General features: G+C 67.9%; 17 protein-coding genes. 12 read left to right on the forward strand and 5 right to left on the reverse strand.

Annotation, left to right across the window (positions count from 1 at the left end; all coding sequences use genetic code 11):
* Positions 1–13: 13 nt before the first annotated feature.
* A complete protein-coding gene (locus tag NS1_RS18540; protein ID WP_062986297.1) occupies positions 14–610 on the reverse strand; it encodes a nucleotidyltransferase family protein in 597 nt (198 codons plus the stop codon).
* A gap of 126 nt (positions 611–736) precedes the next feature.
* On the opposite strand from NS1_RS18540, the gene uraD reads away from it, so the two are divergent.
* The 9 genes from uraD (at position 737) to puuE (ending at position 11,104) form a co-directional block, all read left to right on the forward strand.
* A complete protein-coding gene (uraD, locus tag NS1_RS18545) occupies positions 737–1,228 on the forward strand; it encodes a 2-oxo-4-hydroxy-4-carboxy-5-ureidoimidazoline decarboxylase (protein WP_062986299.1) in 492 nt (163 codons plus the stop codon).
* Positions 1,225–1,542: a hydroxyisourate hydrolase gene (uraH, locus tag NS1_RS18550; protein ID WP_062986302.1), complete on the forward strand. Its 318-nt coding sequence runs from the start codon at positions 1,225–1,227 to the stop codon at positions 1,540–1,542. Before uraD ends, uraH begins: the two co-directional genes overlap by 4 nt.
* Before the next feature lies 1 nt (position 1,543).
* Positions 1,544–2,449 carry a factor-independent urate hydroxylase gene (pucL, locus tag NS1_RS18555; protein ID WP_056814643.1) on the forward strand — a complete coding sequence of 302 codons (906 nt, stop codon included), beginning with the start codon at positions 1,544–1,546 and terminating at the stop codon, positions 2,447–2,449.
* The gene (locus tag NS1_RS18560) at positions 2,437–3,807 is read left to right on the forward strand and encodes an 8-oxoguanine deaminase (protein WP_062986304.1); all 1,371 of its coding nucleotides are present in this window, start codon (positions 2,437–2,439) and stop codon (positions 3,805–3,807) included. Before pucL ends, NS1_RS18560 begins: the two co-directional genes overlap by 13 nt.
* A gap of 187 nt (positions 3,808–3,994) precedes the next feature.
* Positions 3,995–4,840 (forward strand): FAD binding domain-containing protein, encoded by an 846-nt coding sequence (locus tag NS1_RS18565; RefSeq protein WP_062986443.1) that lies wholly within the window; start codon positions 3,995–3,997, stop codon positions 4,838–4,840.
* Positions 4,841–4,879: 39 nt separating this feature from the next.
* Entirely contained in the window at positions 4,880–7,930 is a 3,051-nt protein-coding gene (locus NS1_RS18570) for a molybdopterin-dependent oxidoreductase (RefSeq protein WP_062986306.1), read from the forward strand.
* Complete coding sequence (locus NS1_RS18575) at positions 7,927–9,150, forward strand: DUF6986 family protein (protein WP_084503816.1); 1,224 nt, start codon at positions 7,927–7,929, stop codon at positions 9,148–9,150. Before NS1_RS18570 ends, NS1_RS18575 begins: the two co-directional genes overlap by 4 nt.
* Before the next feature lie 59 nt (positions 9,151–9,209).
* Positions 9,210–10,187, forward strand: a complete 978-nt coding sequence (alc, locus tag NS1_RS18580) for an allantoicase (protein WP_062986310.1) — start codon at positions 9,210–9,212, stop codon at positions 10,185–10,187.
* Entirely contained in the window at positions 10,184–11,104 is a 921-nt protein-coding gene (puuE, locus tag NS1_RS18585; RefSeq protein WP_062986311.1) for an allantoinase PuuE, read from the forward strand. Before alc ends, puuE begins: the two co-directional genes overlap by 4 nt.
* A 45-nt stretch (positions 11,105–11,149) precedes the next feature.
* On the opposite strand, the gene NS1_RS18590 is transcribed toward puuE, so the two are convergent.
* Positions 11,150–11,437 carry a hypothetical protein gene (locus NS1_RS18590; protein WP_131816571.1) on the reverse strand — a complete coding sequence of 96 codons (288 nt, stop codon included), beginning with the start codon at positions 11,435–11,437 and terminating at the stop codon, positions 11,150–11,152.
* 75 nt (positions 11,438–11,512) lie between these two features.
* Positions 11,513–12,655 carry a lipase family protein gene (locus NS1_RS18595; RefSeq protein ID WP_062986315.1) on the reverse strand — a complete coding sequence of 381 codons (1,143 nt, stop codon included), beginning with the start codon at positions 12,653–12,655 and terminating at the stop codon, positions 11,513–11,515.
* 532 nt (positions 12,656–13,187) lie between these two features.
* Between NS1_RS18595 and aceA the strand changes: the two genes are divergently transcribed.
* The 3 genes from aceA to metE all read left to right on the forward strand — a co-directional run bounded on the left by aceA (position 13,188) and on the right by metE (position 18,188).
* Positions 13,188–14,477, forward strand: coding sequence for an isocitrate lyase (gene aceA, locus NS1_RS18600; RefSeq protein ID WP_062986317.1), 1,290 nt, complete (start codon positions 13,188–13,190; stop codon positions 14,475–14,477).
* A 163-nt stretch (positions 14,478–14,640) separates the two neighbouring features.
* Positions 14,641–15,513, forward strand: a complete 873-nt coding sequence (locus NS1_RS18605; protein ID WP_255284589.1) for a 3-hydroxybutyryl-CoA dehydrogenase — start codon at positions 14,641–14,643, stop codon at positions 15,511–15,513.
* Between the two features lie 350 nt (positions 15,514–15,863).
* Entirely contained in the window at positions 15,864–18,188 is a 2,325-nt protein-coding gene (gene metE / locus NS1_RS18610) for a 5-methyltetrahydropteroyltriglutamate--homocysteine S-methyltransferase (RefSeq protein WP_062986319.1), read from the forward strand.
* 84 nt (positions 18,189–18,272) lie between these two features.
* On the opposite strand, the gene NS1_RS18615 is transcribed toward metE, so the two are convergent.
* Together NS1_RS18615 and NS1_RS18620 are read right to left on the reverse strand one after the other, a co-directional pair.
* Positions 18,273–19,607 carry a DUF1254 domain-containing protein gene (locus tag NS1_RS18615; protein ID WP_062986320.1) on the reverse strand — a complete coding sequence of 445 codons (1,335 nt, stop codon included), beginning with the start codon at positions 19,605–19,607 and terminating at the stop codon, positions 18,273–18,275.
* A 136-nt stretch (positions 19,608–19,743) separates the two neighbouring features.
* Positions 19,744–20,283 carry a TetR/AcrR family transcriptional regulator gene (locus NS1_RS18620; RefSeq protein WP_062986323.1) on the reverse strand — a complete coding sequence of 180 codons (540 nt, stop codon included), beginning with the start codon at positions 20,281–20,283 and terminating at the stop codon, positions 19,744–19,746.
* Positions 20,284–20,318: the final 35 nt, after the last annotated feature.

The raw sequence follows: 20,318 nt of genomic DNA on the forward strand, positions 1-20,318 counted from the left end.
CTCACAACTCCGATCACCGTGCGCCGACTTCCGGGAAATCGCGATCGGTCCCTGTCGCCAAGTCGTCGCACGTGACGCACACCATATCCTGTCGACCGCCCAAATAGGAACCGGCTCCGACATCGCCTGCCGTTACCTCCGAAATGGCTTCCCAGTGCTTGTTCTCGATCACAACGGGGTGACCAGGTGTGTTGTTGAACACAGCACGGGCAAGTCCGCTCTGGCTCGAACGCGCCGCGGCGAGCACTCTGGCGACCACATCGGCCCCGATATCGGGGGTATCGACGGGCAAGAACGCCACATAACGAGTGTCCTTTTCGAGGGCGGCGCGCAAGCCCGCGCGCACCGTCGCGGAGAGTCCGGTGGCCCAGTCGGCTACCCACCGCCACTCGGTGTCGACGGGCAGTCCGAGGGCGCCCGGATCGGGTCCGGTCGCGCCGAGCGCGACGATCACCGGATCGCAACCACCGTCGCGCAGGGCGGTGATCGCCGAGCGCAACCAGGCGCCGTTCTCGGCGAGTGCCTTGGGTTTGCCGTATCGCGTGCCCGCACCCGCCGCGAGGACGATGCCCGTGCACGACGGGTTCGCGGAAGGGGCGACTGGGGGCATGTGAGCGAAGGTAATGACGCAATGTTGCCGCTCGATTACGGCAGGGGAGCGCGGCGACGACGACACGCCGACGTGATGGACTGCACATCGGTGGCGACGCGGCGGGGATCGCGCGATGCTGGATCGATGACGAGCCAAGGGTTGAGCCTCGCGGGTTTCAACGATCTACCTGCGGAGACTGCCGAAGAGGCATTGCTTGCCTGTTGCTCTGCGCCGCGCTGGGCACGGGCTGTCGCGGCTGCCCGTCCCTACGCGACCACGGAATCGCTGACGGCGGCCGCCGACGCGGCGTCGGCCTCGCTCGATGACGCCGACATCGACGATGCGCTGGCTGGTCACCCGCGCATCGGCGACCGCCCGACCTCGGCGGCGTCGGCGCGCGAACAGTCCGGCGTGACCGGCCAGGACGTGCGCTCGGCGCTGGCCGAGGGCAATCGCGCCTACGAGGCGAAGTTCGGCCACATCTATCTGGTCTGCGCCGCTGGCCGCAGCGGCGAGGAGTTGCTCGCGGTGTTGCGGGCGCGCTTGGACAACGATCCGTCGACGGAAAGGCAGGTCATGCGAATAGAACTGTCGAAGATCAACCGGCTGCGACTGGCGGGACTGGTGGTGTCATGACGAGCCTGAGCACCCACGTCCTCGATGCTGTGCGCGGGGCGCCGGCGGCGGGTGTCGCCGTGTGGCTCCTGCGCGAGGACCAGCGGCTCACCGAAGCGCTCACCGATGCCGACGGTCGGGTGAAAGAGCTTGCGGCCGGGCTGAATCCGGGCGACTACCGCCTCTTCTTCGACACCGGCAGCTATTTCGCGGCGCAGGGTAGCGAGACTTTCTATCCGGAAGTCTGCGTCGCGTTCACGGTGGGTGATCAGCCGCACCTGCATGTGCCGCTGCTGCTGTCGCCGTTCGCCTATTCCACCTACCGAGGGAGCTGAGATGGCACTGAATGGTCCGATCGTGTTGACCGATCATCGATATGGCAAGGCCGAGAATCGGGTTGTGCGTTTCTACAAAGAGAACGCGCGGCACGAGATTCGCGACGTGAACGTCTCCACCGCTCTGCGGGGCGATTTCGAGGCGGCATACACCGACGGTGACCAGCGTCACGTTCTGCCCACCGACACCCAGAAGCACACCGCTTTCATCTACGCGAAGAAGCCCGGCCTCGACACGATCGAGGACTACGCGATCGCGCTGGCGAAGCATTTCGTCGATGCGGTGGAGCCGGTGTCGAGTGCGCGGATCGACGTGGACTCCTATGGCTGGCAACGGGTCTCGATCGATGGCGCCGAACACGATCACACGTGGGTGCGGCAGGGGCCCGAGGTGCGCACGGCCGCGGTGACGGTGGCGGGCACGGGCGCCGAGCAACAGACCTGGGTGATCGGCGGGATCAAGGACCTGGTGCTGCTCAAGTCGACCGGCTCGGAGTTCGCCGACTTCCTCACCGACGAGTACACGACCCTCGCGCCGACCCATGATCGGGTGCTGGCCAGTTCGCTGGTGGTCCAGTGGCGGTTCGCCGAAATCGGCGGAGTCGACTGGGACGAGGTGTACGCCGGGATTCGCGCCACGCTGCTCGAGCTGTTCGCGACCACGTATTCCAAGGCATTGCAGCAGACGCTGTACGCGATGGGAACGGCCGCGCTGGAACGTTTTCCGATGCTCGCCGAGATCCGGTTGTCGGCGCCGAACAAGCACCACTTCGACTACGACCTGGCGCAGTTCGAGATCGAGAACAAGGGCGAGGTCTTCTGGGCGGCCGACCGGCCGTACGGCTCGATCCACGCCACCCTGGCGCGCGCGGACGCGCCCGACGCGGGGATCGCGTGGCAGCCGTGAGCGCGCCCGATCTGCTGATCCACGGCTGCGCGGTGGTGACCGTCGACGCGGCGGGCACCGAGTACCGCCACGGCTGGGTCACCGTGCGTGGCAACAGGATCGATGCCGTCGGCGAGGGTATGCCGCCGGAATTCGGTCCCGAGGTCGCGCGGATCGACGGGCGCGGCTGTGTACTCACGCCCGGTCTGGTCAACACCCATCACCACCTCTACCAGTGGATCACCCGCGGGCTGGCCGCAGACAACACGCTGTTCGAGTGGCTGACCACGCTGTATCCGGTGTGGGCGCGGATCGACGAGAAATCGGTGCGGACCGCGGCCACCGGCGCGCTGGTCTCGCTGGCGCGCAGTGGCTGCACGACGTCGTCGGATCACCATTACGTGTTCCCGCGTGGCGGCGGCGATCTGCTCGCCGCGGAGATCGGGGCGGCCGCCGAGGTGGGGCTGCGGTTCCACCCGGCGCGCGGGTCGATGGATCTCGGACAGAGCAACGGCGGGCTGCCGCCGGACTCGGTGGTGGAGTCGATCGACGACATCCTCGCCGCGAGTGCCGCGGCCGTCGAGGAGTGGCACGACCCGTCCTTCGACGCGATGGTGCGGATCGCGCTGGCCCCCTGCTCGCCGTTCTCGGTGACCGCCGATCTCATGCGCGAGTCCGCGGCGCTGGCGCGGTCCGCGGGCGTCCGGCTGCACACGCACCTCGCCGAAACCCTCGACGAGCAGCAGTTCTGCCTGGAGAAGTTCGGGTGCACGCCCGCCGAGTACATGGAGCGGCTCGGCTGGCTCGGCGAGGACGTCTGGTACGCCCACGCCGTGCATCTCGACGACCCGGCGATCGCGGCGATGGCCAGGACCGGGACCGGGATCGCGCACTGCCCGACGTCGAACGGTCGGCTGGGCGCCGGGATCGCGCGGACCGCCGACCTGGTGGCGGCCGGTGTGCCCGTGGGTCTCGGGGTCGACGGTGCGGCCAGCAACGAGTCGAGTTCGATGATCGAGGAGCCGCGCAACGCACTGCTGTACGCGCGGGCGGTCGGCGGGCCACGGGCGATGACGGTGCGGACCGCGCTGGAACTGGCGACCATGGGCGGCGCGCGCGTGCTCGGGCGCGCCGAGGAGATCGGGTCCATCGAACCCGGCAAGCTGGCGGATCTGGCGCTGTGGCGGCTGGATACCCCCGCTCACGCGGGCATCGAGGACCCTGTTGTCGCGCTGGTGCTCGGGTCGGCGCCGCCGTTGGCCGCCTTGGTGGTGAACGGGCGCGAGGTTGTTCGCGACGATGTGGTGCTGACCGTGGACGAGATGTCGGTCGGCGCCGAGGTGGCCCAGGCGCAAGCCACGCTGCTGGCCGGTGCGTGACAGGCGCAAGGTCTCGGTTGTGGGCGGTACTCGTCGGCGACGGCGTGCTGAACTGCGGTTTTGCTCGGATCGGCGCACACTGGATGGCGAACACCGGGTTAACCGCGGCGCAATCTGGCGCGGGTTTCGTGCAACATCGTGGCAACTCGCGGCCCCTACTGTGGCCGGTGAGGCAAGCGAGGTGAACGTGGATCTGGATACTGTTTCCGAGGTTGTTCTCGCCCGCGAGCGCGCCGATCTGGCACAGGTCGGAGCGGGTAGCGCGGTGCTGGCGGGCGGCACCTTCCTGTTCTCCGAGCCGCACGATCATCTCGACCGGCTGGTCGACATCACCACCCTCGGCTGGGCTCCGCTCACGGCCCGCGCGCAAGATCTGGAGATCGCCGCGACCTGCACGCTGGCGGAGTTCGCCGGCGCCGGGCCCGGCCGCGAACTCGGCACCTCGACGCTGCGGCCGGAGTGGCCGGGGACGGCGCTTTTCGCGCAGTCCTGCCGGGCGCTGCTGGCCTCACACAAGATCTGGCGCACCGCGACAGTCGGCGGGAATGTGTGCCTGTCGCTGCCCGCCGGTGCGGTACTCGGCGCGCTCGTCGCCTTGGACGCCACGGCGGTGATCTGGCCGCGCGGCGGCGGCGAGCGTCGAATCAGCTTGCGCGACTTCGTCACCGGGCCGGGCGAGAATCTGCTGGCCACGGGCGCCATCGTGCGCTCCTTTCTGGTGCCTACTTCGAGTCTGTTGGCGCGCACCAGCTTTCGCAAGATCGCCCTGGCTCCGCTCGGGCGTTCCGGATCGGTGGTGATGGGTAGACGCGAGGCCGACGACCGCTGCGCGATCACCGTCACCGCGGCGACCGTGCGACCGATCGTCCTCGACTTCGATTCCGTCCCTACGCGATCCGATCTGACCGAAGCGCTGGCCGAACTGGACGACGACGTGTGGTTCGACGACCCGCACGGTGCGCCGGACTGGCGCGAGCACGTGACCGGGCTGCTGGCCACCGAGGTCGCCGCCGAACTGGGGGAGGCGTCGTGAGGTCAGATGGCTGCGTCGTACGGAACACGGAGGTGGTTCATGAGGCTCGAGATCGACGGCCGTGCGGTCGAAGTGAGCGCGCGGCCAGGCCAGTGTCTGCGCACGGTGCTGCGCGAACACGGTGAGCTGGCGGTCAAGAAAGGCTGCGACTCCGGCGACTGTGGCGCCTGCTCGGTGCTGCTCGACGGCGAACCCGTCCACTCCTGCCTGATCCCGGCACACCGCGCCGCCGACCGCGCGGTGACGACCGCCGCGGGACTCGGCGATACGGACGGGCCGAACTCCGTGCAGCGCAGCTTCGTGGCGAACGCCGGGTTCCAATGTGGTTTCTGCACTGCTGGAATGGTGGTGACAGCGTCGGGTCTGGCCGCCGTTCGGCCCGACACACCTGTGGACAACTCTGCTGCTCAGGCAATCACCGACGCCGAACGTGCCGAGCTGTTGAAGGGAAACCTGTGCCGCTGCACGGGTTATCGCGCCATCGCCGACGCGTTGGCCGCACCCTGTGCATCACTGTGCACAACTACCGAGGCCGACTCGGCGCAGCGCCGTTCGGGAGAATCCGGCACGTTGTGCACAGGGGAGGGCGGTCGTGAGTCGACCGCTGACCGATTCGACAGTAGTTCGTCCGTGTCTGCGGCCACCACGGCGAGCAGCGATGCAGCGGGGCCTGGTGTCGGGTCTTATGTGGGCGGCCATCTGGCCGGCGAGGTCACCGCGGTCTCGGCCGAAGAAGGGCCGCAGGTCGGGGTGTCCGCCGTGTCGGTAGTGGAGGCGCGGGTCGGCGGGGTGATGCGGCGGAAGTATCGGCCGGGGCAGATCGGGGACGGGGTGGGGGCGCCCGCGGGGGCACGGATCGTGCGGGGTGGGGAGGCGTTCACTATGGATGTGGTGCCGGGGGCGGGTGAGCAGATGCCGCCGGTGGCTCCGTGGCATCTGGCTGTGCTGGCCAGTCCGCACGCGCATGCGCGGATCGTCTCCATCGACGCCGCCGCGGCGCGGGCGGTGCCGGGTGTGCACACGGTGTTGACGCATGTGGATGGACCGCGGACCGCGTTCTCCACGGCTCGTCACGAACTGCGCGAGGACGATCCGGACGACACCTTCGTGCTCGACAGCACGGTCCGGTTCGCGGGGCAGCGGGTGGCCGCGGTGGTGGGGGAGACCCTGGACGCCGCACGTGCGGGGGTGCGAGCACTGCGCGTGGAGTACGAGGTGCTGCCCGCGGTCTTCGAGCCCGAGGCAGCGTTGGCCGACGGCGCACCGCTGCTGCATGCCGACAAGCCGGACTCGGCACGGATCGCCGACGCGCAGCGCAATCTGATCGCCGAGATCCACGGTGGTGTGGGTGATTTCGATGCAGGCATCGAGCAGGCCGCCGAAGTGGTGAGCGGCGTGTGGAATTCACCTCGCGTGCAGCATGTGCACCTGGAGACCCATGGTGGAATCGGCTGGCTCGACGACGCGGGCGGGCTCGTCGTCCGCTCGAGCACCCAGGTGCCGTTCCTGGTCCGCGACGAACTGTGCCACCTGTTCGGGCTGGATCGAGATCGCGTGCGGGTGTTCGCGACTCGCGTGGGCGGCGGATTCGGGGCGAAGCAGGAGATGCTGGCCGAGGATCTCATCGCGCTGGCTGTGCTGCGCACCGGGCATCCCGTGCAATACGAGTTCACCCGCACCGACGAATTCACCTCGGCCACGTGCCGTCACCCGATGCGCGTCGCGGTCACCGCGGCAGCCGACGCGGCGGGGGTCCTGACCGCGCTCTCGGTGGACGTCCTCGCCGACGCGGGCGCCTACGGCAATCACAGCGCGGGCGTGATGTTCCATTCGGTCGGTGAATCGGTGGCCGTCTACCGCTGTCCGAACAAGCGGGTCGACGCGCAAGCGGTGTACACCAACAACGTTCCCTCCGGCGCGTTCCGCGGGTACGGGCTCGGCCAGGTGATCTTCGGCGTCGAATCGGCGATCGACGAACTGGCTCGCGAACTCGGCATCGACCCGTTCGAATTCCGCCGGCGCAATGTGGTGATTCCGGGCGATCAATTCACCGCCGCCGAAATCGACGAGTCCGACCTGACTTTCGGCAGTTACGGCCTCGACCAATGTCTCGACACCGCTCAGCAGGCATTGCGTCGCGGCAACGGTGTCGCGGCGCCCGGCCCGCACTGGCAGGTGGGTGAGGGGATGGCCGTGGCCATGATCGCGACCGTACCTCCGCGCGGACACCACGCCGATGCCACGGCGCGCCTGCTGGCCGATGGTCGCTACGAAATAGGCGTCGGCACGGCGGAATTCGGCAATGGAACCACGACAGTCCATGCCCAGCTCGCGGCGACGGCACTGGCCACCACCGCCGAGCGGATCGTCATCCGCCAGTCCGACACCGACGTGGTCGGCCACGACACCGGCGCGTTCGGCTCCACCGGCACCATGGTCGCGGGCAAAGCCTCCTACGCGGCGGCGCTCGAACTGCACGCGATGATGCTGGCGAGGGCGGCGAAGGTGAGCGGCCACCCCGAACGCGACTGCCTGCTCGAAGCGGGCGGCGTGCGCTGCGGCGACGAGCTGATCACCGCGGCCCAACTGCTCGCCGACGGCGAGCTGATCGCCCACGGCACCCACGCGGGCACCCCGCGCTCGGTGAGTTTCAATGTGCACGCGTTCCGGGTGGCGGTTCAGCCCTCGACCGGCGCGGTACGGATTCTGCAATCGATCCAGGTCGCCGACGCGGGCACCGTGCTCAACCCGGTGCAGCTGCGCGGACAGGTGGAAGGCGGGGTCGCGCAAGCACTCGGTACCGCGCTCTACGAGGACATGCGGTCGGAATACGGTGTGGTGACCACCAGGACGCTGCGCCACTATCACGTTCCACAGTTCGCCGATCTGCCCCGCACGGAGGTCTATTTCGCCGAAACGAGTGACGAGTTGGGCCCGCTGGGCGCCAAATCGATGAGTGAGTCCCCCTACAACCCGGTGGCCCCGGCCCTGGCGAACGCGATCCGCGACGCCATCGGTGTCCGCCCGGACCGATTACCGATGACCGCCGACCGGGTGTGGCGGGCCATCAAGGAAGGAACCGCCGGGTGAATACTCGCCTGCCCGAACATATTCGAGCCCGCATCGACTCCGTTCTCGACTCCGTCGACGCGGAACTGCGCGTGCGCTACCCCGGGGCCGGTGACCGGGTCCAGCCCGTGCACACCGCCTACGTTCCCGCCGACCGCGCCACCGCGCAGACCCCCGCCGAGTGGGGTGCTACCGCCTCGGAGTTGCTGCATCGCCACGCCGACTTCCTCGTCGGCCTCGACGCCACCGGCTCGCTTCCTGCCGTGCGCCGCCGACTCGCGGACCGGCCGGTGCAGGACATGCGCATCGACTTCGAGGACGGTTACGGGTTCCGGACCGACGAGGAAGAGGACGCGGCGGCGAAGGTCGCGGGGGAGGCGTTGGCGGCGTGGGCCGAAAAGCCCGGCGCCCCGGTCTCCTTCGGTGTTCGGACGAAGGGGTTGGCCGCGAACGAACGTCGGCGCGCATTGCGGACCCTCGAACTCGTCCTCGACGGGGCGGGTGGCGCGCTGCCCGGCTTCGTGTTCACGGTGCCGAAGATCCGCGCCGCGGAACAGGTGTCGGCGATCGTCGACCTGTGTACCGGGCTCGAGCGAGGCCACGGCCTGCCCGAACGGTCGCTGCGGTTCGAACTCCAGATCGAGAGCCCACAGGCGATCATCGCCCCCGACGGCACCGCGCCTATCGTGAAGATGATCCAGCTGGCCGACGGACGCTGTAGCGCACTGCATTTCGGTACCTACGACTACACCGCCGCCTGCGGCATCGCGGCCACCGATCAGGCCCTCGACCATCCCGCCGCCGATCACGCCAAGTCGGTGATGCAGGTCGCCGCCGCGCAGACGGGGGTGTGGATCTGCGACGGCTCCACCCAGATCGTCCCCGACGTCGATCCCGAGGGCGCCATGGCCAACCATCACCGCCTGGTCGACCGGGCGCTGCGTCGCGGCTACTACCAGGGCTGGGACATGCACCCCGGTCACCTGATCACCCGCTGGCTCGCCACCTACGACTTCTTCCGTAGCGCGTCCGAGGTGGCGATGCCGCGCCTGATCGCCTATCTGGACCGGCGCGGCGGGGGCGTGCTGGACGAGCCCGCTACCGCCGAAGCCCTGGCGAGCACCGTGCTGCGTGGCCTGCGGGCCGGGGCGTTCACCGAGGCCGAACTACTCGCGAAGGCCCCGGACCTGACCGGCGATGTTCTGCTCGACCTCGCCGCTCGGCGCGTGCGTACGACGTGAGCCACCCACCACAAATAGCGGTATACCAGTAATATCGAACCCGACATGAGGAGGCACCCGTGAGCCGAGTCGACGGCAGCGACGATTTCACCCTGCTCCCGGATCTGGCCGTCCGCACCCTTGGCGGTTCGGTGATCTGGGCGAACGACGAATTCTTCGCGGAGAAGGAGAACCTCGTCAGCCCGGGTCCGTCGGAATACCAGCCGGCGACATTCGGGCACAAAGGTCAGGTCTACGACGGCTGGGAGACCCGCAGGCATCGCGGCAGACCCGGTGACGATTCGGCCGTCGTGCGGCTCGGCGTGCCCGGCGTGATCCGCGGCGTGGTGGTGGACACCGCCTGGTTCAAGGGCAATTTTCCGCCCGAGGTTTCGCTGTCGGCGCTGGCGATCGAGGGCTATCCGCCCGCCGAGGAGATCGCCGCCCGCACCGACTGGGTGACCCTGCTCGACCGCGTGAAGGTCGGTGGCGACAGCCGCAATCCGTTCGCCGTCGAGGACGAGAACCGGTGGACCCATGTGAAACTCACCATGCATCCCGATGGCGGCGTGGCCCGCCTTCGCGTGCACGGCGAAGGTCGCCCCGATACCGCGCTCCTCGGCCTCGGCCCGCTCGACCTCGCCGCGCTGGAAAACGGCGCCCTCGTGCTCGACTGCTCGAACCGCTTCTACAGTTCGCCGAACCAGATGCTCTACCCCGGCCTGGCCAGGGAGATGGGCGACGGCTGGGAGACCGCGCGTCGCCGCGACGACGGAAACGACTGGGTGCGCATCAAATTGGCGGGCCCCGGCGCGATCCGTCTCGCCGAGATCGACACCTCCTGCTTCCTGGGAAACAGCCCCGGCTCGGCGTCGCTCACCGGATTGACCAGCGACGGAACAGAAGTCGAACTCCTGCCGCGCACCGACCTGCTCCCCGACACCCGGCATCGCTTCGCTCTCGCCCTCGCGGCGGCCTCGGTAGTGGAGGTACGACTCGACATCTATCCCGACGGCGGCCTGGCCCGGCTGCGCCTCTACGGAGAGCTCAGCGCATGAGCGAGCTTCGCAATTTCGTCGGATACGGACCGAATCCGCCCGACCCACAGTGGCCCGACGGTGCGGTGATCGCGGTGCAGTTCGTGCTGAATTACGAAGAGGGCGGGGAGAACAACGTCCTCGACGGTTCACCGCATTCGGAGACCTTTCTCTCCGAGATGACGCCCGCCGATGCTTTTCCGAACCGGCACATGAGCATGGAATCGCTCTACGAATACGGCTCGCGCGCCGGGTTGTGGCGGGTGCTGCGCGCCTTCGAACGGCGCGGCCTACCGCTCACAGTCTTCGCCGTGGCGCAGGCGATGCAGCGCAATCCCGAAGCGGTAGCGGCCTTTTCCGAACTCGGCCACGAGATCGCCTGCCACGGACTGCGATGGAAGTCCTATCAGCTGATCGATCGCGAGAGCGAACGCGCCGACATGGCCGAAGCGGTCCGCGTCCTCACCGGCCTCACCGGTGCGGCCCCCCTCGGCTGGTACACCGGCCGCGACTCCCCGAACACCCGCGAATTGGTCGTCGAACAGGGCGGTTTCGTCTACGACTCCGATTCCTACGCCGACGACCTCCCCTACTGGACCGAGGTGCGCGGGCAGAACCATCTCGTGGTGCCGTACACCCTCGACACCAACGACATGCGCTTCTCTTCCCCGGCCGGCTTCGCCAACGGCGACGAGTTCTACGCCCACCTGCGCGACGCCTTCGACGTGCTCTACCGCGAAGGGGCTGAAGGCGCCCCGAAGATGTTGTCGATCGGCCTGCACTGCCGCATCGCGGGCCGCCCCGCCCGCACCGCCGCCCTCGAGCGGTTCCTCGACCACGTCATATCGCACGAACGGGTGTGGACAACCCGCCGCATCGACATCGCCGAACACTGGCGCAAAGTCCACCCGGCGGGGGTTCGGCTCCTCGGCGACTGATCGCGCGACGTCGACCCCGCTGCGCGCGGGGGTCGACGTCGGCGCCTACGCCAAACCGCAGCGTTCGATGTTGCTCAGCGTGATCTGGCGATCGGATTCCTTGGCCTGCGGGACGCGGTTGTAGGCGCCAAGGGAATCCATGTACTCGACGAACGCGTTCGCGATCTCTTCCGGCGTCGCATCGGGTTTCGCGGCGCGGACGTTGTCGACCAGGGTGCGCGTGGTCTCGCACTGCTCTTCCTGGGTGAAGATCGGCGGCGGGTCGGCGTGCGCGAAGGCCGGTGCGAGCAGCAGCACGAACGCGGCAAGGGCGGCGGATCGAATAATTCTCACGCCTGCGACTGTACGTACGAAAACATAACGGCCCCACGCTACTTGGAGTAGCGCGGGGCCGTACTCGTACTCGGGTCAGGCGAACAACGCGCTGACGAAGGGCACCGAGTCGACCAGGGAGGCGTTGACGGTGCCGTCGTGGTCGGTGGGGTAGGTGCGGAAGGTGAGCGGCTGGTGGTTGGCTTGCAGGACCGCGGCGTAGCGCAGGGTTTCGGGGGTGACAACGTCGGTGTCCTGGAGGCCCTGGCCGAGGAAGAGCGGGCGGTCGTAGCCGGATTCGGGCAGGCCCATGTAGTGGGCGAGCAGGTCGTGGACGTCGGGGATCGAGGACATGGGGCGGGCGAACATGCTGCCGATCGAGGGCTTCGCGGCGGCGAGTTCGTCGCCGAGGGGGCCGATGCAGGCGGTTTGGGCGCGGGCGAGCCAGGTGCGTCCGGTGTCGGTGAGCAGGCCGTCGATGTTCAGGTCGGGGTAGGTGGTGCGCAGGCCGCTGAGGATGTACAGGACGTAGGCGGTGAGGTGCGAGCTCAGGGCGACGGGCGGCACGCCGGGGCCGAGTAGTTGGATGACGTCCTCGATGTAGGCGGGGACGCCGGTGCCCACCGCACCGCGGTAGTCCAGGTCCGGACCGCCGAATTCGGTGGCGTAGCGGGCGGTGAACACCGCGGCGCCCGCGCCCTGGGACTGGCCGACCACGGCCCACCTGTTCGACAGGGACGAGTACTGCTCGGTCGCGGCCTTCACCGCGTCGACCACATTGTGCGCTTCGGCGATGCCGTTGAGGTAGGGATGTTCGCCGGGGCCGCCGAGGCCCGCGTAGTCGGCGGAGACGATCGCGTAGCCCTGGTTCAACCAGGTGCCGAGGTAGGCCCAGTCGCGCTCGACCGCGGCGGGCCCGCCCACGCTGTAGGCGCAGTCGTCGCCGAGTCCGACGGTGCCGTGTGCCCACGCGATCACCGGCCAGCCGCCCTGCGGGGCCTCGCCCGCGGGGAAGTACACGGCCGCGCTGGTGGTGGTCGGCTGGTCGCCCGCGGTGGTCGATCGGTAGAGCAGTCGCTCGGCTCGGGCGGAACCGGGCAGGGTCGCCGCGGCGGACAGCGACTCGACGCCGACGACGGTGCCCGCCGCCTCGGTCGGTTGCGCGCTCGCCACCGGTACCAGGCTCAATGCCGCCGCCAATACGGTCAGCGATGTCGCCGCGATCCTCGAAATCCTCATGGACCCACTCTTTCGTCTTCCGAGCAACCTGTCTCGGTGGATGAGTGTCTCGCACGCTGTGCGGTGCACCCACTTCTGGGGGCGATGGGGGAATCCTCGCGTCGTGACCCAATCGAGTGACGACACGCACATCATTCGTGTCCGGCGTGGTGTGTGAAACGACTCACACGCTGGAAGGCTCGGGAGTGTCGGAGGGCGCCCACCCGATGATCGCTAACAGTACAAGCGTTATGCTAAAACTCCTGGTCAGCACTACCCGTCGGTAGGTCCGATGCTTGCAATCAACCCGCTAATTTCGCAAAGTTAGCAAACGCGTCGTCAAAACTAGCTGAGATTCACACAACCAACAGGTAGACGGCTATTTCCGGGTGTGCCATTGTTTGGAAGTACACCCCTTGGGCGCTAGTAAGTCCTAGCAAGCCTGCAAATTGCTCCAGCAGTACGAGATGTGCAACCGAAAGCCTTCAGCCGCCGGTTGATTCGCACGCCGACTGCGTGGAGCACCGACCACACGAGGAAGTGGAGTCAAGAGATGTCTCTCCCCGGCACCCCGAAGACCGCAGCGGAAATCCAGCAGGATTGGGACACCAACCCGCGTTGGAAGGGCCTGACCCGCACCTACTCCGCCGAGCAGGTTTCCAAGCTGCAGGGCAACGTCGTCGAGGAGCACACCCTCGCCCGTCGCGGTTCGGAGATCCTGTGGGACCTCGTGAACAACGAGGACTACATCAACTCGCTGGGCGCCCTCACCGGCAACCAGGCCGTGCAGCAGGTTCGCGCCGGCCTGAAGGCCATCTACCTGTCCGGTTGGCAGGTCGCCGGTGACGCCAACCTGTCCGGCCACACCTACCCGGACCAGTCGCTGTACCCGGCGAACTCGGTTCCCGCGGTCGTGCGTCGCATCAACAACGCCCTGTCGCGCGCCGACGAGATCTCCAAGGTCGAGGGCGACGAGTCGGTCAAGAACTGGCTGGCCCCGATCGTGGCCGACGCCGAGGCCGGCTTCGGTGGCGCCCTGAACGCCTACGAGCTGCAGAAGGCCATGATCGTGGCCGGCGCCGCCGGTGTGCACTGGGAAGACCAGCTGGCTTCGGAGAAGAAGTGCGGCCATCTCGGTGGCAAGGTGCTGATCCCCACCCAGCAGCACATCCGCACCCTGACCTCCGCGCGTCTGGCCGCTGACGTCGCCGACGTGCCTTCGGTGATCATCGCCCGCACCGACGCCGAGGCCGCCACCCTCATCACCTCCGATGTGGACGAGCGCGACCGTGAGTTCCTGGACGGCACCCGTACCGCCGAGGGCTTCTTCGGTGTGAAGAACGGCATCGAGCCCTGCATCGCGCGTGCCAAGGCCTACGCCCCCTACGCCGACCTCATCTGGATGGAGACCGGTATCCCGGATCTCGAGGTCGCGCGCAAGTTCGCCGAGTCGGTTCGCAGCGAGTTCCCGGACCAGCTGCTGGCCTACAACTGCTCGCCTTCGTTCAACTGGAAGCAGCACCTGGACGACGCGACCATCGCGAAGTTCCAGCGTGAGCTCGGCGCGATGGGCTTCAAGTTCCAGTTCATCACCCTGGCGGGCTTCCACTCGCTCAACTACGGCATGTTCGACCTGGCGTACGGCTACGCTCGCGAGGGCATGACCGCGTTCGTCGACCTGCAGGAGCGCGAGTTCAAGGCTGCTGCCGAGCGTGGCTTCACCGCCATCAAGCACCAGCGTGAGGTCGGTGCCGGCTACTTCGACACCATCGCCACCACCGTCGACCCCAACACGTCGACCGCCGCCCTGAAGGGCTCCACCGAAGAGGGTCAGTTCCACTGATCTCCCTCGGAGTTGCTTTGACCGGCAACGTCTTTCCTCTACTCCGGTAGGGGTGTACGCCCTCCCTCGCCGATCAGCCCTCGGTGAGGGAGGGCATCCCTATACTTTGGTCGCTATGACCTCCCCAGCCACCCCACAGCCAGACACACAGCAGGAGCGGGACGTGAGCAGCAGCGAGAAGATTCAGCGCGTTGGCATCATCGGCGCCGGACAGATGGGCGCGGGCATCGCGGAGGTGTGCGCACGCGCGCACGTCGACGTCCTCGTCTACGAGACCACGCGTGAACTCGCCGCCGCGGGCCGCGCACGGATCCTGCGTTCGCTGGACCGTGGCGTGAGCAGCGGCAAGATCACCGAGCGTGAGCGGGAGCAGGCCGCATGGCGGCTGCGCTTCACCTCCGATCTCAGCGACTTCGCCGACCGTCAGCTGGTGGTCGAGGCCGTTGTCGAGAACGAAGAGGTCAAGACGGCCATCTTCGCCGAGCTGGACAAGGTCGTCACCGACCCGAACGCCGTGCTCGCCTCCAACACCTCCTCGATCCCGATCATGAAGATCGCCGTCGCCACCGCCAACCCCGAGCGCGTGGTCGGCCTGCACTTCTTCAACCCGGTGCCGGTGCTGCCGCTGGTCGAGCTGGTCACCACGCTCAAGACCAGCGAGCCGGTCGCCAAGCGCGCCGAGCAGTTCGCCGCCGAGATCCTGGGCAAGCAGATCGTGCGCTCGGCCGACCGCTCCGGTTTCGTCGTCAACGCGCTGCTGGTGCCGTACCTGCTCTCGGCCATCCGGATGGTCGAGTCGGGCTTCGCCACCAAGGACGACGTCGACAAGGCGATGGTGCTCGGCTGTGCCCACCCGATGGGCCCGCTGGCGCTGACCGACCTCGTCGGCCTCGACACCGTGAAGTCCATCGCGGACTCGATGTACTCCGAGTTCAAGGAGCCGCTCTACTCGGCGCCGCCGCTGCTGATGCGCATGGTCGAAGCCGGGCTGCTCGGTAAGAAGACCGGAGCCGGGTTCTACCAGTACGGCAAATAGGGGACTCGTCCGAACAGCCCGGATTCGGGCTGTTCGGTAGGGACGCATCAGGTTTACCCGCTCGGGGTCGTTTGGTGGCTGTGTTTATCGGAGCGCTGGCGCGCTCGAGCGGGGCCCTTCGGGCCCCTGATCTTCCCTCCCTACGGGTACTCCTTCGTCGCACCCTTCGGTCAGTCCAGATCAGGGCGGGCCCCTAGAGAGACTTACAAATGGCGCTCAGGTGCTCGGGGTTTGCGGGGGGAGCGGCGCGGAGGCGTTCTTGCGGCTTAAGCTGCTGTAGCCGGACGCGCTCGCGTGCCCGGTGCTATGTCTCGAGCGCAGCGTGTGATCGAAAGGGAGTATCGGCGGTCATGGTCAACGTCACCGATGGATTCGGGTCGAGCGTTCTCGGATACCCGAGGATCGGTCCGCACCGAGAGCTCAAGCGCGCGCTCGAGTCGTATTGGCGCGGATCGCTCGAACGCGAGGAACTGCTCACGGTAGGACGCGATATCCAGGAGCGTCAGTTCAACGAGCTGGCCGCGACCGGGCTCTCGCAGGTGCCGGGCAACACCTTCTCCTTCTACGACCACATCCTCGACAACGCGCTGCTGTTCGGTGCGGTGCCCTCGCGGTTCAAGGAATTCCAGGAGGGTCTCGACCCGCTGGACTTCTACTTCCTGATGGCGCGCGGCAACCCGGACACCCCGCCGCTCGAGCTGGTGCGATTCTTCGGCACCAACTACCACTACCGTCAGCCCGAACTCGACGCCGACACCACGTTCTCACTGCATCCCGAGGCCCTGCTCGACGAGTGGGACCGGGCGGCCACCCGCGGGATCGAGCTGCGTCCGGTGGTGCTCGGCCCGGTGTCGTTGCTGCTGTTGTCGAAGGCCGGGCATGTGCCGGGCGAGACCGAGTTCGACACATTGAGCCTGCTCGATCAGCTGCTGCCGTTCTACGAAGAGCTGTTCGAGATCCTCGCCAAGCGCGGGTCGACCTGCGTGCAGCTCGACGAGCCCTGCTTCACCGGTGAGCGCACGCCCGCCGAGCTGGCCGCGTTCGAGAAGGCCTACAACCAGCTGGCGAAGGCGCCGCTGCGTCCGCGCATCCTGGTCACCGGGCAATACGGCGACTTCGGTGAGGCGCTGCGGATCCTGGCCGCGAGCAACGTCGAGGCGATCGGCCTCGACCTGGCCACCTACCGGATGCAGCCGGAGGAGCTGGCGGCGATCCCCGGCATCAAGCGCAAGCGGATCTACGCCGGTGTCATCAGCGGCCAGAACGTGTGGCGCGCCGACCGGGTGGTCACGCTGAACTACCTGAACTCGATCGCCGAGGTGTGCCCGGATCTGGTGGTGTCGACCGGCACCACGCTGCTGCACGTGCCCTACGACGTGCTCGCCGAGTACGACATCGAGGGCAACGTCGCCGACCGGCTCGCCTTCGCGAAACAGAAGGTGGGCGAGGTCGTCTCGCTCGCCAAGGCGCTCACCGAGGGCCCGTCGGAGAACTGGCGCAAGCGGCCCACCGAGGTGCACTTCAAGCAGAAGCACGCGGTGCGCCAGCGGGTGTACGCCGTGACGCCCCAGATGCGCGAACGCGCGCCCTACGACGAGCGCGCGGTCGCGCAGCAGGAGCGGTTGAACCTGCCGCTGGTGCCCGCCACCACGCTCGGCTCGTTCCCGCAGAGCGGCAAACTGCGCCAGGCCCGCCACGAGGTGTCCTCGGGACGGCTGTCCGACGACGATTACCGCAAGCTGGTCGAGGCCGAGATCGAGGCGACGATCCGGCTCCAGGAAGACATCGGCCTCGACGTGTTCGTACACGGCGAGCACGAGCGCAACGACATGATCCAGTTCTTCGCCGAGCAGCTCGACGGCTTCGCGACCACCCGTTTCGGCTGGGTGCAGGTGTACGGCTCGCGGTGTGTGCGCCCGCCGATCGTCTACGGCGATGTGGCGCGGCCCGCGCCGATGTCGGTGGAGTGGACCACCTACGCGCAGTCGCTGACCGACAAGCCGGTCAAGGGCATGGTCACCGGGCCGGTCACGATGCTGGCGCGCTCGTTCGTCCGCCAGGATCAGCCGCTCTACGAGACGGCCGACCAGGTGGCACTTGCCATCCGGGACGAAGTGGTGGACCTGGAGAAGGCCGGGATCGCGATCATCCAGGTCGACGAACCCGCCATCCGCGAGCTGCTCCCCGCCCGCCCGCACGGCCGCGAGGAGTACCTGCGCTGGGCGGTCGGCGCGTTCAAGCTGGCTACCTCCGGTGTGCGGTCCGACACCCAGATCCACACCCACATCGGCTATTCCGGCCGCACCGAGGTGGTCGACGCGATCGATCAGCTCGATGCCGACGTCACCGCGATCGTGGCGACCCGCTCGATCGAATGGGTCATCGAGGCGCTCACCGAGGACCTCTCCTCCGGCCACGGCCTCACCCACGGCGTCGGCCCCGGTGTGTACGAGAGCCGCTCGGCCCGCATCCCCGATATCGACGAGTTCGACGAGCTGCTCACCCAGGCCGCGAATGCCGTGACCCCGCAACGGTTGTGGGCCAACCCCGACGGCGGCCTCAAGACCCGCCATTACTGGCAGCTGGAGCCGTCGTTGCGGAACATGGTGGCCGCGGCTCGCCGGGTCCGCCGACGAGCGCTGGCCGCGCAGGCGGCTGCCGCGACCGAGGAGTAAGCGAACAAGACAAGGGGCGCACCGGAATCCGGTGCGCCCCTTTTGTCTGGGAGCGGTACTCGCACGGGTGCAGCGTGATTCGGATCAGGTTCTCGTGATCGGGGGGAGGACGTAGGACTGGTCCAGGACTGACTGCTGGGGCTCGTACATGCGCAGGCAGGGGCGGAAGTCGCCTTCGGGGGCGGGGAGCCAGTTGGCGCGGGCTTTGGGGTCGACGGGCTCGGCGTGGCTGATGGTGAGCGTGAGCGCGCCGTTGTCGTCGTAGACGAGGCCGGGGGTGCGGTCGCCGATCGAGTAGCGGTCGATCGGGTTGGCGCACAGGTAGAAGTCCGGGGTCGAGTACATGGTGATCGACCAGAAGGCGTCGACCGGCGGGGTGGGGTGGAGGCGAAGGGTGTAGGTGTTCGCGCCGGTCAACTGCTGGCCGGTGCTGTCGGTGTAGATCATCGCGTAGGCGGCCTCGTAGGCGTGGTTGCCCCAGAGTCCGGCCTTGGCGGCTACGGCGCGAGCGATGATGCGCTGGTTCGGGTCGGTGATCTTGAAGTTCTCGTCGTCGAGCGTGCCGACCTCGAAGAAGTCGATGTTGTAGTCGAACAGGTGCAGCGTCAACTGCCAGCCGTTCTGCCCGGCGCCTGCCCCGCTCTTCGTCGCGTTGCCCAGTTCTTCCTGGCCCTCACCCAATCCGGCGCGCAGCGCGGATGCTCGATCCGGGTCGAGGGACAGGTAGGGCGAGGCGCCCGCTGTCGTCAGGCCGATCGGCGCGAACGATTCCTGGAGCGCGAGATCGCGTTTCGCGGGCGGAAATGCCTGCGACCAGACGCGGACTTTCTCCAGGAACATCAAGTCCGGGGCGACCGTCGGATCCGGCGACGGAAGTCCCGTCGGCTGTGCGGCTCCGTCGGCGGTCGTCAAGGTCAGCGCGTCTTGCAGGGCGTGCACGGCGGGGAGGTCGGCCTCGCCTGCGCAGGCCCAGCGACCGGCGATCACGCCGACAACGGTGGGGAAATGGATGACCGTAGTGTCGTCGGGGGCGGTACCGGTCCATCCCGGCGGGACCAGGAGGTAGTCGCCCGCGCGGTTTCCAGTGGCCCGCGTGCCGACGTAGGCGAAGTTGTCGGTCCAGGCGTCGATGAACTGCATGACGTAGTACCGATCGCCGGCGTCCGGCACATGGAAGGTCAATGGACCGACTGAGAGGGCGATCAGGGCGATCGAGTACACGGTGTCGTTGTTGACCGAGACGAAGGTCGCTGAGGTGCCTGCGAGGGTGCGGGCATGGGAGAAGCCGTTGAACGGCGTCGCGGGGATATCGCCGATGCCCTCGTGGAGCAATCGCTCGATCGAATCGAGGTTGAAGACCAGGGGGAATCCATACAGGTAGGCCTGTGCGGTCAATTCGGGCAGGTTCTGATCCGGCATGTGCGCTCCTCGTCCTGGCGTCCACGTCGCGCGATCATGATCGGACCGCGCGACACCAGCATCCGCCGAGACTCGGGCGGCGCACATCGCCCGGAGCGGGTGAGATCGCAGGGCGCCGGTTCGGTGGTCGCGCTGGTCAGGCGCGGGTCATGGCGCGGGCGCCCGCGGTGAGCTCGGCCGCGGTGGGGGCGTTGTCCGGGTCGATCAGCCACTGCAGGAGCAGGCCGCCGATCATCGTCTGCAGGATCGCGCCGACATTGCTGTCGCCGTTGCCGAAGGCTTCGGTCAGACCGCTCCGGGCCCGCCCCTGCGCGTGGGCGAGTTCGGTGCGCAGTTCGGGCGAGTGCAGTGCCTGGTTGAGGCATTCGGCGTTGGCGTGCCACAGCGGCGCGTTCTCGACGAACGAGGTGATCAGGCTGTGCCAGAACGCTTCGAGGCGGGCGGTGGGATCGGCCGGATCGCTCGCGGGCAGCGCGTCGAGGATCTGCGTCACCGCGCTCGCGCTCGATTCCAGCATCGCCTGTTGGAGCAGCTTGTCGCGGGTGCCGAAGTGGTAGTTGATGGCCGCCAGGTTGGTGCCGGAGGCGGCGACGATATCGCGCACGGTGGTGCGGGCATAGCCGCGTTCGGCCAGGCACTGCTTGGCGGCTTCCAGAAGATCTTCGCGCGTTCCCACCCGCGCACGATAGCAAGCGGCGCATACGTCTGTTC

This window comes from Nocardia salmonicida NBRC 13393 (assembly GCF_001613085.1).
Classification (GTDB): domain Bacteria; phylum Actinomycetota; class Actinomycetes; order Mycobacteriales; family Mycobacteriaceae; genus Nocardia; species Nocardia salmonicida.